Source organism: Flavobacterium shii (assembly GCF_025847235.1).
Lineage (GTDB): Bacteria > Bacteroidota > Bacteroidia > Flavobacteriales > Flavobacteriaceae > Flavobacterium > Flavobacterium shii.
On record NZ_JAOZEW010000012.1, the window covers coordinates 151,251 to 168,796 of the forward strand.

Genomic DNA, 17,546 nt, shown 5'->3' on the forward strand with positions numbered 1-17,546 from the left:
GTAAATTTAATATTGATTTTCCGAAGTTTCTCCATTCGCAATTGCTTTAGCGTTCGAAGTACCTATGCGCTTAACTCCTAACTCAACCATCTTAATTGCTTCATCATATGACCGCACCCCTCCAGCTGCTTTTACAGGAAGTGGCGAAGCATTTTCCAGCATCATAATTATTGTAGAGATCGTAGCCCCATTTGGTAAATTATTTTCTGTTTTATAAAAACCCGTAGATGATTTTACAAATACAGAACTATAATCTTCCTCTTCAAAGTTTTGAATAATTATATTTTTAATCAATGCCGACAACTGTATAATTTCTTTATCATTGAGCGCAGCCACTTCGATAATCCATTTTACAACTTTATTATTTGACAATCCCAGTCGCGTACATTCCAGAATTTCATTTTTTACTAAATCAATTTCCCCATTTTTAAAAGCCTTATAGTTACACACGAAATCCAAGTCATCTGCTCCATTATTTATAGCCAATTTTGCCTCGGCAAGTTTTTCTTCCAAAGAAGACTTTCCTTCCGGGAAATCAATTACTGTTCCTATCAAAAGATTAGACTTAGCATCCGAAATCCTTTTTTTAGCCAAACTAACTTTATCGGGACGAATCATTATCAATTTAAATTGTTCGGCTATTGCCTCTTCAATTGCTTTTTCGACTATATGTGTGTTTTCAGCTTCACTTAATCCGGCTTGATCCGCAGTTTTTAAATATGTCGAATCTAAATATTGTCTAATATTCATGGGTATATAATAAAATGATTGTATTAAATCCTGTAGTAGGCAAAAATACATTTTATATTGAGATATGCTTAGAATTAACATCCACTTTTAACCAAGCATCAAAATAGTCTTTGTCCCGTAGTTCTAAAAAACAAAAAATCCCACCGAAGTGGGATTTTTTAATTTACTATTTTAGAGATTAATCTCTTAAATAAAAGCACAGCAATTATTGCTGATGTTGCTCCTATTGAATTTGCTAAAAAATCCATCATGTCGGCACTTCTTGTCAAAGTATATTCACTTTGTAAAATCTCTATTGTAATTCCAAAAAAAACTGAAAAAACAAATGAAACAAGCAACGGTTTGTAATTGTTTTTACTTTTAAATTGTTTTTTCAAAAACAAAAACCATAAAAGTGTGAAGCCAAAATAAAAACAAAAATGAACTAATTTATCTATGTTTGGAATATTTACAGCAGGAATATTACTTGACTCAGTTAAACAAAGAAAAACAATAATCCCAGTCCACAATAAAGCCGAGCATAAAAAAAATATTTGTTTAAGCACCTATTAATCCTTTATAAGCTTCATCAGATAATAACGAATCTAATTCTGCAGTGTTTGAAATTCTAATTTTAATCATCCATCCAGCACCGTAAGGATCTGAATTTACAGTTTCTGGAGAACTTTCCAAACTGTCATTAAAAGCAATAATTTCGCCAGATAAAGGCAAAAATAAATCTGAAACTGTTTTTACAGCTTCAACTGTTCCAAAAACCTCATCCTTATCAAGTGTTTGATCTAAAGTTTCCACTTCAACATATACGATATCTCCTAATTCCTTTTGAGCGAAATGTGTAATTCCTACTGTTGCAACATCGCCTTCGATACTAACCCATTCGTGATCTTTTGTGTACTTTAAATTTGCTGGTATATTCATAATAAATACTTATTGATAATTGATAATTTAATTTTAATAGGGCAAATGTAATAATCTTCTAATCAAATTCTGTTTAGAATCGAAAATTTAATTTCCGAAATTATACCTAATTGTAAATCCTGATCGAATATTTGTCAAAGGATACGAAGTCGAAATAACTGCTTTGGAGAAAGAATGATCATAATAGAAAATTGCTGTCAGATTTTTACTAAATGAGTAATCAGCCGTAATTTTCACCGACCAGATATTTTGTCCCGCAGCAAGTTGATTGTTATCATAATCTAAATAACGCACCAAAGTCTGATTATTTCTATATGACAAATCTCCTTTTATATTGATATCACTTTTTATAATTCCTGTAGGGCTATCCGCAAGTGTAGATGAGAAAATCACATCTTTAATACGATATCCTAATCCCACTATATATTCCATTCCTTTAACTTCGGTCAATAAATTATTATCAAAACTCATTGATAAAGCTCTGTCTTTTTTAATTTCCGTAAGCACTTTTAATGAACTTTTCAATTCAAAATCCATTCGGATTAATGGACTAAATTGTTCCACTAAATTGACATTGGACATGATTGTTGCATTAAAAAAGTTACCACTCGGGTCTAAACCTCCGGGGTTTTTATCATATTCAAAATTCGAACGATATTGATTAATCGTATAGGATGCTCTATAATTATGCTGCAATGAAAAACGCTTAAACTTGTCTTTGAAATATTTGTAACGCATCAATCCATTATATTTTATACTCCAGTTTGGAAGAGGAAAACTTCTAAAAAGCCCTAAAGACGCATTTGACGCATCACCTCCTGAATATGCGGCAAGGAATGCCGGAAGCAATACTGCCTGATTATTTTTACCATATCCTTTAGGAAATCCATCTGTATCAAGATTACCTGGATTAGTAATGTCAATTCCTTGTTGTGTCGCCAATCGATTAGCAACTATGAGACGATTTGATCTAAAATCATCAAATGCCGATGATGAATTCTCATCACTTGTTGAAAAAGATGTCTTTATCAAAATAGTAGAAATAGAGAAAATACCATAACTATAAGGAGACCTTGAATGATATAGTCCCGTTTCATCAACATCATATTGCTCGGAGTAATTGGAAGAATAAGCACGATCTGCACTCAAATCTATTTTCAAATCCGGCAATAGGTCAATATTAGCTGTTGCCTTAAACATTTTATTGGTTACTTGCGAATAACTCTGATTAAATTCCTGATAATTAGTCAACCAACCACTTTTTGCAGCTTCATAACGAACATCATCCTGACTACCAAAGATAAATCCTAAAGAAGGACGCGATGAACCCAAAAACCCAACACTTGGTGTATATCCAGGCAAAACAGTTCCGCTATTAACAGTATAATTAACCTGAATGTTTTTTATACTAGTCACCATTCCCATTAAACCATCATGGAATGCACTATTTATCACCAATGGCTGATTTGTATTTACTACTTTCTCACCTGGCTTAGGAATTGTTGGTTTTGCTTTAGGAAGGGCTTTAGCACCACCTTTATTAAGTCCTAAATACTTATAAAGTGTGTTCATATTCATTGTTGCAGTCAAAGTATTTGAATTTGCATTTTGAACTGTATTTCCTAAATCATATGTATTCCCGCTAGCATCTTCATATTTAGACAAAGCCTCAGATGTACGTTGCCAACTATAATCTCCTGTATAAGAATAATTAGCTTTTAAAAATCCTAATACCGGAATTTTATATAATGGTATTTCATAATTCAATACCAATTGTTGCATATGCTGATTTGGCGTACCAATATCCCAATAACTATCCCATATAGTAAAACTCTCTATTGGCTCATTATCAGCATTCATATAATTTTTAACGATATTATTAGACGAAGCCGTATAGTTTAATTTCAACGATTTAGTCAGATTAAAATTAAATCCATATTGATAATTGAACGCAAAATTTCGTCTATACATTGGATCCAATCCAATACCTTCAACATCTACTTGTCTAAATTGTTGACGATTATATTGTCTTATAATATTTGTATTAAACGATATATTAGAAGGTAAATAATTAAAATTAAAATCACTTAATAATTTCCAATAATCACTTTTCTTAAAAAATTTACTTTTCTTAAATGGCTCAACTGTTTTTGGCTGAAAACTATAAGCATAATTTACAGTTGTACTAGATTGTTGATCTACGTAACTTTCAATTTCATAATCATGACGTTCTACTTCGTTATAGGATTGTGAAAAAGTGAAATTTTCAGGATCATATACATGTTGTTTCTGGTCTGCTGCTCTGTCTTTTCTAACTCCAATAAAGTTAATACTTCTACGCTTTGTATAATCAATAGCGCGATTTTTAATATTAGCTTTTGCATCAGCATCAGTAGTAACATCCAATAACTGTTGCAGTTTAATATCCTGATTAAACGGATCATACTCTGGCGTTATCGTTTCTTCCCCGACAGCATAATTAAATGGTAAATTAATTCCCCATTTATGAGGCATTAACTTCCCTAAATTCATGTTAGTAACAATATTATATTGCTGAATATCTTCACGGCTTCTTTCATTTGGACCTTGCTCTAATGAACCAAATCCGATGGTACTTTTTCTACCTGTGGCAGATACAGTAGCAAAATCGGCAAAATTAGTATCCAGATTCAACACAGCTGCCATACCACCTTTATTATCCATCTCAGCCAAACGCAATTCGTTAAACCAAACTTCTCCTTTAATGTCCTGATGTGTTTCGCTATTTTTTACACCAACCATTAAATTTCGAACCAATCCAAAATTAGGATTTCCTTTAATCCCCAGTCTCAATTTACTATCTCCATCACCACCCGACTTGGTCACATCATCATCCGGATAATAAATCCCGTCAAGCGGAAGTGTATTAGGATCGATGCTCATTGCCTGAATCTTCATTTGTGTCAATAATGACAATGCCAAATCAATATTATTATCTTCTGGCCAAACTACTTCGGCACTTAAAGGAGAGCAATTTGTTCCTGTTGTAGATGTTGGAATTGTTACTTTTAAAGGAATTTCAATTTGATAGAAATTCTGGGTAAAGTCATTTCCAAAACGGATAAAACCTACCATTTGACCGTTTTGCAACACAGTCTCATTTGGCAATGATTCTGCATGTAAAAACATTTTTAACCTATTGTATTGACGCATATCAACACTTACATTTTTAAATACAGCTCTAGAGTCTTTTGGTTGCAAACCATCTCCGGAAACTCGTAATGCCAATGCTTGCTCATTTTGATTGATAATTGTATTATTATTATACAATTGCTCACGTGCAACTCCAGGAGGAGATACATAATTTACAGGACACCTGGTGCTGTTCTCTTCAATATTTACTGCCGAAACATCAAAAGTTGTATTATCATCTTCTACATTAACATCCGTTGGATCCAATGTACTTGTATATCTTCTCCATTCTCCTCTTACTAAATCCAATGCTCCAAAACGAACGGTAACATTATTACCAAATCCTGTCATAAACATTCTCATGAAACGGATTGATCTAAAATCGGATATATTCCCAATAGTATTTTGAGGTTGTGCAACTGGAATTTTAAACTGAATCCATCTGGCATCGGTAACTGAACCATTTGCCATTGTTACCTGAGTATTTTTTATATCGGTAATAAAATTTTGCCCCACTGCCATATTTGGTCTAACATCAACGCTATATTCATAATATGCATTGATGGTATTCATGGTGTTATCCCTATTGATATCCTCAACATCCGGAAGTGTTGTTGAAGCTCTGTTAGCATCATTTATATCTACAGCAGAATTCCCTTCGACTCCATTATAATTTTTATAACGGTCCAATACTCCACCTGTGGCATTTAAATAATACCTGTAATCATCCGCAGCGGGATCTGCCTCAGAAGCAAAATTATTATATATCGCTCCCTCTTTTGAATTTGGCAACCCATCCAAACCAACATCCTGATTTGCTCGGTTGGCGGTATTATTATCGAATGCATAAATTAAAGATTGTGATGCCGGAACATCTCCCCACATAGGCTGTGGATTCACAAGAATCTGACCTGGTCCTAAACCATTTTCATACTGTTTTCTTCCATCTTTTAAAATATCTTCTGAAATCTCCCCTAAGTTAAAATAAATTTTACCTGTATTAGATTGATCTGTTTCTCCTGCTCCAATATAGGGGTCCAATACCCAAAACTGAATATACTCTACGTTTCCTTGTTCAAAATCGGTTGAACTCAGCGCTCGCATTATCCCTCCAAAATTCTCTTTTGGGTTTGCAGCATAATTCAAATTATTATTATAAGGTCCACGATCAGACGGATAATACGTTAAATCTAATGTATTTACAACCTGCGATTGTCCTTGTGCAATATCTGTTAATGGATATAACTCTTCACTATAAATTCTTCTTGTTGAATTTAATGACAAATCATCATTCGTTATTCCAGATGGCTTAGAAGAATAAAAAATTGGATCTATTGTATACCATGCCAGTTTTGCTCTTTTAAAGCCATAACTTAGATCATTTGCTTTTGCATTAAAATTATATTTACTTGAAGCATTATCATCTGGTGTTGATGCCAAACTCCAGGCATATGCAGATCGCATATCGATTGTTGATTGCGATCCTTCAAAATCATCTACATAAATAGTTGATTCTCCTTCAAAATTATCTGCTTTTGGAGTTCCTGGTTTCAAGAAAGCTACTTCGGCTCTTACCGAAATATTAGAAGGAACATCGGTATCCATAAATGGTAATTTATTTACCAATCGGGTAAAGAAAGGAACTTCGGAAGAAAAATTTGTATTAAAACCATAAATCACATTATTTACAGATTCCTGTCCGTAACTAGATTTTTGTGTAAATGGTTTCTCTGTCATTTGTAAAAAAGTACCACCAACAGTAAAATTCTCAGAAATTTTATGCTGCACATCTACTCCCATAAATCTTCGGGTTTGTTGTCCGAAAATAGAATTATTTTCTAATGAAATTTCAATAGGAGTATTTGAAGCCTGAAGCGAAGGGTCTAAAATCTGAACTCTTCCTAATTGATAATTTACACTATAATCAATCCCTTCGACCAAAATACGTCCTCCCGCAGTAACTTTAACAGAACCTTGTGGAACATTAAAAGCTCCAATAGGGATTCCATCTCCACCTGTAGATTTGTATTTACCTCTTAATAAGAATTTATTTTTATCACTATCCTGTAAAGCTCCTGCTTGTGTATTGGCATACATATTACGGAATACATACTTACTTTGATTTGCATTATAAGTACTTGTATTAAGATAATCCTCGCTTGTACTATTTGATAATTTAGAAAATAATAATTGCCCAAAAGGCTCTTTGGTGGTAAATATAATTCTACCATTTTGAGCATCGATTGTTAATCCCGGTAAGAAGTCAAAAAAACCATCACCTCCCGTTTGCGGATCATTATTATAGTTTAATTTATCCAAATTAAACACTTTTAATAAAGGCGTTTCGGCTACTTTATTATCTGGTGTTGGATTTGGAGGAAATGGATTAGCATCATTTACCGGTGTGATGTAATTTATGGGAGACGGGTCTGTATATAAGATATTGAATCTAAAATCTTCTTGCTTTATTTGATATGCTCCAGGAATTTGATATATATTTTTCATCATCAAATTCCAAACTGGATTTTTAACATTAGTCAAATTGCTTTTAAGCATTTTCAAAATCAAACTCTGAGTAATAATTGCTTGATTCGATGGACTATCACCCGTAACAATAGTAGGATCTACACCGTCATTTCCAAATTCTCCAACCTGATACACTTTGTCTCCAATTGTATATTGATATGCAACTGCCAAAACTTCATCATTTGCCAACCGTTGTTGTAATGACACATATCCTAATTGAGCATTAAAAGTATACTCGTTTGCATTTAATTTTCTTGCGTTTTCTAATTTCGAATAATCTTGCCCTTCACTTACTGTAACACCAGTAAATCCTTGATTTGCAGTAACAATTTCACGAATCTGACTATTTAAATAACCTGTCCCTGTTGAAATTAATTTTGGGTCATACTTATTATTACTATTGTCCGCAGGCGAATTAGCCGGATTAAGAAACATACCTGCCGAAGGATTTAAAACTACAATTTGACTATCTGGAACCCCCGAAAATTGCCCCTCCCCTAAATCCTGAAGTGCAATAATATTTCTTAGATTATTATTTGTTGTACTAACACGATTTTGTTTATTGGTAACCCAAACTTCTAACCTTGTTATTTGAACACGGCTATCTATAAAAGGATAATTCTTTAAAGAAGAATCATATTTATTTCTAAAATATTGAGATAAAAAGAAGTGCCTGTCATTATCATAGTTCAAAGCATATAAGTCAAAATTCTGGACTGTTCCTCCACCTTCGGCTACTACACTTTTGGTCTGAGATTTCTGTTCGGAAAAAACACCTGTAATTGTAGTTTTCCCAAACTGTAACTGTGCTTTTACTCCAAATAAACTTTGAGCTCCTCTTATTAAAGAACTATTAAGCGGCATACTTACGTTACCAACTTCAATTTTTTGAATGATATCGTCTTCTGATGGGGTATATTCTAACTTTATTAAATTTTGAAAAGCAAATGTAGATTGTGTATCATAATTTGCATTTACGTTTAATCGTGTTCCTACTTTTCCTTGTAGGCTCATACTTATACGCTGATCAAAATCAAAAGAAAGATTTGATCTGTTTCTAGGAGAGAAAGATGGATTGTCTTGTTTTGTATATCGGGCACCTAAATCTATCTCGACAGAACCAGTTGGTTTTACGTCAATAGTATTACTTCCGAAAATTGATTCGAAAAGTCCTGATTTAATATAATATCTTGGTAGTAAGTCTTTCTTGGCTAATTCACTTCCTTCTTTTTTACCATCAATAGCATCTGATTTTTTTCTAAAATAATCTCTTCTGGACTCTTTTAATATTAAATCTTCATACTCTTTGGGAGTTAAAATAATGGGATAGTTAATTGAAAAACCGCTTACTGTATTAGTGTAGATATAACGATCTGTAACGGGATCATAAGTATAAGCGGAAAGTATGCTTTGAGGATCTTTTATTTGTATTTTACCAACAGAGTATCCTGCTTTAGTCGTATCTTGAGCCTCCTGTTTTACCTGTGCTTTAGATACATACCCACAAAATAAAACCAGCAAAAAAATACAAATTTTATGCATATATTAGTGTTTGTTATGTACGTTATTATAAACTTTTTAAAGCTTTCTTAATTATTGATTCTACTGATGCTTCCGGGTCTTCTTTTACAATCTTTTCAACCACTTTTTCAGATGCTTTCCTAACAAATCCCAAAACTTCTAAAGCAGATAACGCTTCATCTCGATTTGTATTGTTCTGAATCATGGAAACTTCATCTAAATCGTACAATTTAACAATTTTTTCTTTCAAATCAAGGATTACACGTTGTGCAGTTTTGTTTCCAATACCCTTTATTGATTGAATTACACCAACATCTCCTGATGCTATTGCAGTAATAATTTGTTTAGGCTCTAATGAAGATAACATTGTTCTGGCAATATTAGCTCCTATACCTGAAACTGATAATAACATTCTGAAAATTTCTCTTTCAGATTTTTCTATAAAACCAAATAATGTATGCGCATCTTCTTTTATTTGAAGATGCGTATACAATTTTATAAAATCACTTTTGGGTATTAATGAATAGGTATGCAAGGATATATTTACATGATATCCAACACCGCCACAATCGATAACAACTTCGGTAGGTGTTTTTTCTACTAATTTCCCTTGCAAATGTGCAATCATAATATAATGTTAAAGCGCCAAATATAGTAAAATTTGAAGTAAAAAGACGACAATTTAAACTATATTATTTACACATCCTTATTTTGCCGAATTATTCTTTTTAATTTCTTTTTCCTGAGCATCAATAACAGCGATAGCTGCCATATTTACCATTTCTTCTACACTTGCTCCTAATTGAAAAATATGAACTGGTTTCCCCATTCCTAACATAATTGGACCTATTGAATCTACTTTATTCAACTCTTTCAATAATTTATAAGTAATGTTTGCCGATTCTAAATTAGGAAAAATAAGTGTATTTACTTTCTTTCCTGCTAATTTAGAAAAAGGAAATTTCTCCTGAAGCATTTCCGGATTCAAAGCAAAATCGGCTTGAATTTCTCCATCAATAATTAACTCAGGGTGATTTTTATGTAAATAAGCTACTGCTTCTCTTACTTTAGAAGCTCCCGGATTTGTAGAAGAACCAAAATTAGAATAAGAAACCATTGCAATTACTGGTTCTACACCAAACATTTTTGCAGTTTTTGCAGTCATTACAGCAATTTTTGCTAAATCATCTGCAGATGGGTTTATGTTAATCGCAGTATCCGATAAGAACATTGGTCCACGATTTGTCATCATCATATTTGCTGTAGCTACAAGTGATGCTCCTGGTGCTTTTTCTATAAGTTGCAACATTGGTTTTACAACCGATGGATAACTTCTCGAATGTCCGGTTACTAATGCATCTGCTTCTCCTTCATTAACCATCATTGCAGCAAAATAGTTTCTTTCACGCATTAACTTTTGAGCGTCTAGTAAAGAAATCCCACGTCTTTCTCTTGCTGACCAATAAGACGAAGCAAATTGATTTCTTCTTTCTTCCTGATCTTTAGTTTTAGGATCAATAATCTCAATATCTGCATCAAAACCTAATTCAGCTTTAAGCTCTAGAATGATTTCTTTATTTCCAAGTAAAATTGGAAAACCAATACCTTCTTCATACACAATCTGAGCCGCTTTTAATACATTTAAATGATCTGCTTCGGCAAAAACGATTCTTTTCGGATCCATTTTTGCTCTGTTTGTAATCAAACGAACCATTTTATTATCATTTCCTAAACGATCCAAAAGTTCTTCTTCATACTTTTCCCAATCCGTTATAGGATTTAAAGCAACTCCCGAATCCATTGCTGCTTTGGCTACTGCCGGTGCAACTACAGTAATTAATCTCGGGTCAAATGGTTTTGGAATTATATATTCTCTTCCGAATCCTAATTTAGTAGCTCCATAAGCAACATTCACTTGCTCTGGAACTGATTCTTTTGCCAATGAAGCTAGTGCTCTAACAGCTGCCATTTTCATTGCCTCATTAATTTTGGTAGCTCTTACATCCAAAGCACCTCTAAAAATATAAGGAAAACCTAATACGTTGTTAACCTGGTTTGGATAATCCGAACGACCAGTAGCCATAATAACATCTTTACGAGTTGAAACGGCTAAGTTATAATTGATCTCCGGATCTGGATTTGCCATTGCAAAAACGATAGGATTATCAGCCATTCCAAGTAACATATCGGCTGTCATAATATCTCCAGATGATAATCCTAGGAAGATATCTGCTCCTTTTAAAGCTTCTTCAAGACCAATTGGCTCAATATCTTTAGCATATTTTTGTTGTAAAACAGACAATGCAGGGTTATTTTTTGTCAAAAGCCCTTTACTGTTATACATTAATATGTTCTCTATTTTCACACCTAATAAAACATATAAATCGGCACAAGCCAAAGCAGCAGATCCTGCTCCTGAAACTACCATTTTTACATCTTCGGCTTTTTTGTCTGCTAACTCTAATGCGTTTATTAAAGCTGCAGAAGAAATAATTGCAGTTCCGTGTTGATCATCATGCATTACCGGAATATTAAGTTCTTCTACCAATCTTCTTTCTATTTCGAAAGACTCTGGTGCCTTAATATCTTCTAAATTAATACCTCCAAATGTTGGAGCTATATTCTTTACTGTTTGGATGAACTCTTCAATATCTTTTGTTCCAATTTCAATGTCAAAAACATCAATATCAGAAAATATTTTAAACAATAATCCTTTCCCTTCCATTACCGGTTTTGATGCTTCAGGACCAATATCTCCTAAACCTAAAACCGCGGTTCCATTAGTGATTACAGCAACAAGATTACCTTTTGCAGTGTATTTATATACTTCGTTTACATCTCTTGCAATTTCTAAACACGGCTCCGCAACACCTGGTGAATACGCCAAAGACAAATCTCTTTGGGTTGCATATTTTTTGGTTGGAACTACTTGAATTTTACCTGGAGTAGGCTTTGAATGGTACAATAATGCCTCGCTTCTTTTACTATCTTTATTCATTGTTTTTAGATTTTATTCTAGCTTACAAAGATATAAGTCTTGGTTTAAAAAGGAAGCTTTTTACTCTTCTTTTATTTAAAAATCATTTTGATTTTAATCAAAAAAAAATAACCTGAAATTAATCAGGCTATTTTTCACTATTCATTTACAGTATCATTTTACTGTGATATATAAGAGTTTAAATGATGGATCGTATCTTTTTGAATTTCTATTATTGATTTTACAACATCACTAATAGAAATAATTCCTACTACAGTGTCATTATCTAAAACAGGCAAGTGTCTGATTCTTTTACTACTCATTAATTCCATACATGAGTCCAAATTATCCGATAAACTTACCGTAATTACATTGCTTTCCATGATTTCATGAACATAAGTCTCTTTTGAAGATTTATCTTTCAAAACAATTTTTCGTGCATAATCTCTTTCAGATAATATACCTTTTAATTCTGCCCCATCTATAACTAAGATGGCACCAATGTTTTTATCGCCCATTACTTTTAAGGCTTCGTAAACTGTGGTCGATGAAAGTACCGAATAAACTTCTTTTCCTTTCGTGCTTAATATTTGATTTACAGTCATATCTGATATTTTTAAGAACTATAAATTTAGAAAAAAACAAGTTACAAATAACATAATATTTTATTTTTAACGCAAACAATCATTTGATTTGTCATAAAAACCCTTAAAATAAAGAACATCTTTCATTTTTGCAATACCTTTATTTAATATCATTCAAAATAAAAAGCCATCAATATCTCATAAAAAATGCCCTTTCTAAAATTTTAGAAAGGGCATTTCTGTGTGCATGGTATTTAATTTATTTGAATGTACTGAATATTAATCCATTGAAACTATAATAAATTCACTTCTGCGGTTTAACTGATGTTCCGCTTCGGTACATGGTACACCATCGGAACATTTGTTTACCAGTTGACTCTCCCCATATCCTTTTCCTACTAATCTATTTGCAGCGATGCCGTTTTTTATTAACCATCGTATAGTCGACTTGGCTCTCCTGTCGGATAAAGCGATGTTATATTTGACTGTTTGTCGGCTATCGGTATGCGAACGTACATCGATTTTCATCGTTGGATATTGTTGCATTACTGCTAAAATTTTCTCTAGTTCGAAAGCGGCATCTTTGCGGATGATGGATCTATCCAAATCAAAATAAATAATCGGGATATTAAGTGTTTTGGCCAAATCTGTGCCTACTCCTATTGGTTTGATTCGTTTTTCCAATGAAATTTCCTGAGTAGTTTTGCCAGTTTGCCCCTTTATTGTAACTGGAATTTCCTTAGTTTCATAATCATCTTTGGCCGCTCTTATATGGTAGGTTTTGTTGCAATCTACCTTGAAGCTGTATGCTCCGTCTGCTGTAGTTGTTACTTCGCCTATTGTTTTAAATTGTTCATTGAGCAAGGTTACTTTGGCGTTGTCCAGTATTTTATTGGTTTCTAAATCAACTATTATACCCTTTAATAGTTGCTCACAATTTAGTTTTCTTGTTTCGATAAACTTGTAGATATCGTCGTTTCCGTTTCCTCCTTCTCTGTTGGAGCTGAAGAATCCGTTTCGGGCTTTACTATCGATGATAAATGCAAAGTCGTCTTGTTTGCTGTTTATGGGTGCTCCTACGTTTTGTACTTCTGTAAATGTACCATCGCTGTTGATTCTGGTAACAAATACATCTAGTCCGCCTAATCCTGGTCGTCCGTCGCTGGCAAAATACAGTTCGTTATCTGCTGATATAAATGGAAAAGTTTCTCTTCCTTCGGTATTTATTGCTGCTCCTAGATTTTCTGGTTTTCCAAAGGTTCCGTCGCTGTTTATTGTTACGCTATACAAATCCGATTGTCCAACGGTTCCTGGCATATCGGATGCAAAATACAGTTTCTTTTCATCGGTGCTTAGTGCTGGATGTGCGGTGCTGTATTGGTTGCTATTAAATGGTAATTCGGTTACATTACTCCATTTGTCTTTTATGTATTCTGCTTTATAGAGTTTTAGCAAGGTAATTTTTTGATCGTCTCTTCCTCTTTTTCCTTCTAGGTAGTTATTTCTTGTAAAGTACATTGTTTTCCCATCTTTTGTGAAAACAGGGGTCGATTCATTGAATTTGGAATTGATGTTCTTTTCAAATCTTTCTGGCTGTCCTAGTGTTCCATCAGCTTTTATCTCCGCTGTGTATAGGTTGGTGAAGGATTTATTGGTCCATTTGAATGTTTTTTTGGCTACACCTCCTGTATCTCTTGCAGATGCAAAGACAATTTTGTTGTCGTAATAGGCGCTTCCGTAATCTGTTTGGGTGGAGTTGATTCCAGCATCTGCTATTTCATATCGTCCTGAATTGGCTTTTATTTGCTCAAGGTAATTTTTATTGTTTTCAAATAATATCCCTCTCTTATCGGTGTTTATTTTTTTATTGAAGGCTTCGAGGGTTTTATCTGCTTTGACATAATTTCCTGTAGCTTTTAGGGTTTGTGCATAGCGATAATAATATTCGGACTCTTGCTCTGGATTCATTTCAAATAGCGCATCATACCATTTGGCGGCTTTGGTTAGTTCGCCATTAAAGTAGTAGGCGTTGCCTAGTCTTTGGAACATTTTTTGGTCTTTGTATCCTTTTTCGGCTACTCTTTCATAGGTTGCAATGGCATCGATATAAGCATATTTGGTATAGTCTTTATCGGCTTTGTTCTGGCTTGCACTTTGCGCATTTCCTCTTAATGCAATTAGCATTAAAAAAACGGTGGAAACTATATGTTTAATTTTCATCTTTCGAGGGTTTTAGAAGAATCTTGGTGAGGTTATTCGACTATAATTATTGAAGAATTCGAATCGCAGGAAAATCTCATGTGAACCGGAATTGTAATTGTTCAATCGAGTTGTTTCGCGATCGTATCCATATCCTATGTATAATCCATCACTTACCTGAAATCCTACCATGGCGCTTAGTGCTGCACTCCATCTGTAGGCTACTCCGGCTACAAATTTGTCATTGAACATGAAGTTTGCCGATAGGTCGACTTGTAATGGGGATCCTTCGACCATTTTGGTAAGTACCGCTGGTTTGAATTTGATGTAGGGATCTAAATCAAATACATATCCAGCTATTAAATAGTAGTTTATTTTGTCTTTGAATATCGCTACGTCATTATTGCTGTATCTGTTGGTTTCGATAAAATTAGGAACTGATAATCCGATGTAGGCTTTATCGGAATGCCAATAGACTCCAGCTCCAATATTGGGTGAGAACTTACTGTTCAGGTCTTGAAATTGTGGATCGCCTTGGTGTTCGGGATTCAGTTTATTTACATCCAGATTAAACAAATTGGCTGTTGCCTTGATTCCAAAAGATAACTTAAAGGTCTCAGATGTTGGAACGCTATAGGATAAATCGGCTGAAAAGGTGTTCTCGTTTGTTGGTCCTATTTTATCGTTTACCAATGAAACTCCTAATCCCAGATTGCTGTTATTAAGTGGTGTATTTAGGGAGAAACTACTGGTTTCGGGTGCTCCATCGAGTCCTACCCATTGGGTACGGTATAATCCGAAGATGCTCATGGCTCCTCTGGATCCGGCATAAGCAGGGTTTATATTGATGGTATTGTACATGTATTGTGTGAACTGCGCATCTTGTTGTGCAAATCCCACTGCGGGAAAAAACATAAAAACTAAAACTAATTTTCTCATTTATTTTTCTTTTTATAATGGCTTAGCTTTTTAGGGTTAAGCCATTTCAATTTGTTTTAACTATTATTTGCTGATGTATAAGTATCCTGCTTCCTGATGCGCTTTGGACTGGCTGCCTTTGTATTTTAGAACATAATAATACGTTCCTACCGGTAGACCATCAGATTGCTTAACTGTTGTACGGCCTTCGGATAGTCCTCTAAAAGCGCGTTCTTCGTTATTGTAATGTTCGCGTTCGAATACCAAAACTCCCCAACGGTTGTAGATTTCAACTGTATTGTCCGGGTAACATTCTAATCCTTGAATATAGAAGCGTTCATTTTTATTGTCTCCGTTTGGTGACATCGCATTGAAGATTTTTATAACGCAGTCTTCGATTGGAGAAACGGTTGGATTGTCATCCAGTTTACTTATATTTTCTGATTGATCATCAACTTTAATTCCATTTGTACTTGTACCAAATACGGTTGCAAGATTACTTATCTTCCCTGCATTAATGTCTTTTTGAGTGATTACATACGTTCCTTCAAACGAGTTTTCATCCGTTTCATTTACATTTAAAGATATTGGCGTTCCTGTTAGGATAAGATTCGGCAAAGGATCTGAAACCATAACATTTAAAAGAGGTGTATTTCCTGTATTGGTGATTTTAAAACTATATGTTATTGTCTCTCCTACATTAGCATAACTATCTTTATTTTCATCATTAAGCACGGCTGTCTTGATAATGGTAATCGAAGGAACTTCTACAAAAATTGTAACTTTTGCTGTAATACAATTAGATGTATTTGCAGCTTCACAAATTTGATAAGTAAGAACATAATTCCCTCCACGTGTATTTGGTGCTACATCTACTGTACCATCTGCATTTAATGTAATTCCCGATGGAACTGTTAAGCCTTTCAAAATAACATCTGCTGGATTTTTAATTATAGCTCCATTTAATTTGTCATTTTCTAAAACATTAATCACCTCTAACGATCCGTTAATGCCATCAGCAAAAACAACATCATCATCATCAGCCTCGATATTAAACCTAGGTTTTATTCTACATCCTGTTGGATAGTCAACATTCTTCGATACATCAGCATCTAATGAGAATATTATTTTAACTCCAGATTTAATCGATGCAGATCCATCTTTGGTTTCTACCCATTGCCCATTTACAAAAAGCCAACCTGGCCAATTAAGACCATTTCCATTAACATCTATTGTTGTTCCTGGCCATAATAATTTACCGCTAAGAGGTAAGTTAGTTAGCGTCGTAATAACTTTGTTTGTATTATCAACCCAACTCACTGTAAGTAACCCTGTTGGTGTGAAATTATCTGCTTTTACATTATAAGAAACATAAGGAACATCATTTGAACAATAGCTATTAACATCGATAGTTAATGAAGGCGCTATAACTGGAACTATACTTATTACTTGGGCACAATTTGCTTGATTTGCGGCTTCACAAATACGATATTCTACATTATAATTCCCTGCAGGAGTATTTGGTGCTACTGTTACAGTTCCATCAGGGTTTAATGTTAATCCTGCCGGCACATTTACCGGAGTTAATATTACTTCTCCTGAATTATTTCCAATTACTACATCAATTCCGCTTAATTTATCATTCGCAGTCAATGCTTCTGTTTTCCCTCCTGTGTATCCATTGATAGAAGTGGTAGTTTCTGTATTTGCACAAATAACATTCCACATGGTAACATTCGTAGATGATACCGAAGTACATCCTGTATCATTCGTTACGGTAAAACTATAAGTGTTTCCTGGCATTAATCCCGTTATAGTTTTAGTCGGTGTATTTCCTGTAATATTTCCAGGATTTATCGTCCAATTTCCTGATGGTAAACCGCTCAGTTCAATACTTCCTAGAGGAAGCGCACATGTTGGTTGAGTTACTGTTACAACCGGAGTTGCTGGAGTAGTTTTTGGCGCTGCTGTTCCACTTCCTC

The 17,546-nt window shown here is 34.0% G+C and carries 10 protein-coding genes; all 10 read right to left on the reverse strand.

Annotated features, from left to right (window positions below):
• Positions 1 to 6 precede the first annotated feature (6 nt).
• Entirely contained in the window at positions 7 to 750 is a 744-nt protein-coding gene (gene deoC, locus OIU83_RS12770) for a deoxyribose-phosphate aldolase (protein WP_264206641.1), read from the reverse strand.
• A 158-nt stretch (positions 751 to 908) separates the two neighbouring features.
• Positions 909 to 1,295, reverse strand: a complete 387-nt coding sequence (locus OIU83_RS12775) for a VanZ family protein (RefSeq protein ID WP_264206642.1) — start codon at positions 1,293 to 1,295, stop codon at positions 909 to 911.
• Positions 1,288 to 1,668, reverse strand: coding sequence for a glycine cleavage system protein GcvH (gene gcvH / locus OIU83_RS12780; RefSeq protein ID WP_264206643.1), 381 nt, complete (start codon positions 1,666 to 1,668; stop codon positions 1,288 to 1,290). The genes OIU83_RS12775 and gcvH overlap by 8 nt, the downstream gene beginning before the upstream one ends.
• Positions 1,669 to 1,755: 87 nt before the next feature.
• Positions 1,756 to 8,907 (reverse strand): T9SS outer membrane translocon Sov/SprA, encoded by a 7,152-nt coding sequence (sov, locus tag OIU83_RS12785; RefSeq protein ID WP_264206644.1) that lies wholly within the window; start codon positions 8,905 to 8,907, stop codon positions 1,756 to 1,758.
• A 25-nt stretch (positions 8,908 to 8,932) separates the two neighbouring features.
• Entirely contained in the window at positions 8,933 to 9,514 is a 582-nt protein-coding gene (ruvA, locus tag OIU83_RS12790; RefSeq protein WP_264206645.1) for a Holliday junction branch migration protein RuvA, read from the reverse strand.
• A 78-nt stretch (positions 9,515 to 9,592) separates the two neighbouring features.
• Positions 9,593 to 11,884, reverse strand: a complete 2,292-nt coding sequence (locus OIU83_RS12795; protein WP_264206646.1) for an NADP-dependent malic enzyme — start codon at positions 11,882 to 11,884, stop codon at positions 9,593 to 9,595.
• Between the two features lie 158 nt (positions 11,885 to 12,042).
• Positions 12,043 to 12,468, reverse strand: a complete 426-nt coding sequence (locus OIU83_RS12800) for a CBS domain-containing protein (RefSeq protein ID WP_264206647.1) — start codon at positions 12,466 to 12,468, stop codon at positions 12,043 to 12,045.
• Between the two features lie 258 nt (positions 12,469 to 12,726).
• Entirely contained in the window at positions 12,727 to 14,667 is a 1,941-nt protein-coding gene (locus OIU83_RS12805) for an OmpA family protein (RefSeq protein WP_264206648.1), read from the reverse strand.
• Between the two features lie 12 nt (positions 14,668 to 14,679).
• Entirely contained in the window at positions 14,680 to 15,585 is a 906-nt protein-coding gene (locus OIU83_RS12810) for a PorP/SprF family type IX secretion system membrane protein (protein ID WP_264206649.1), read from the reverse strand.
• A 63-nt stretch (positions 15,586 to 15,648) separates the two neighbouring features.
• A partial coding sequence (locus OIU83_RS12815) for a T9SS type B sorting domain-containing protein (RefSeq protein ID WP_264206650.1) occupies positions 15,649 to 17,546 on the reverse strand: 1,898 nt, incomplete at its 5' end.

Excerpts from the sequence above, each read along its gene's own strand:
- deoC (WP_264206641.1), bottom strand. The coding sequence starts at position 750 with ATGAATATTAGACAATATTTAGATTCGACATATTTAAAAACTGCGGAT.
- gcvH (WP_264206643.1), bottom strand. The coding sequence starts at position 1,668 with ATGAATATACCAGCAAATTTAAAGTACACAAAAGATCACGAATGGGTT.
- sov (WP_264206644.1), bottom strand. The coding sequence starts at position 8,907 with ATGCATAAAATTTGTATTTTTTTGCTGGTTTTATTTTGTGGGTATGTA.
- ruvA (WP_264206645.1), bottom strand. The coding sequence starts at position 9,514 with ATGATTGCACATTTGCAAGGGAAATTAGTAGAAAAAACACCTACCGAA.
- OIU83_RS12795 (WP_264206646.1), bottom strand. The coding sequence starts at position 11,884 with ATGAATAAAGATAGTAAAAGAAGCGAGGCATTATTGTACCATTCAAAG.
- OIU83_RS12800 (WP_264206647.1), bottom strand. The coding sequence starts at position 12,468 with ATGACTGTAAATCAAATATTAAGCACGAAAGGAAAAGAAGTTTATTCG.
- OIU83_RS12805 (WP_264206648.1), bottom strand. The coding sequence starts at position 14,667 with ATGAAAATTAAACATATAGTTTCCACCGTTTTTTTAATGCTAATTGCA.
- OIU83_RS12810 (WP_264206649.1), bottom strand. The coding sequence starts at position 15,585 with ATGAGAAAATTAGTTTTAGTTTTTATGTTTTTTCCCGCAGTGGGATTT.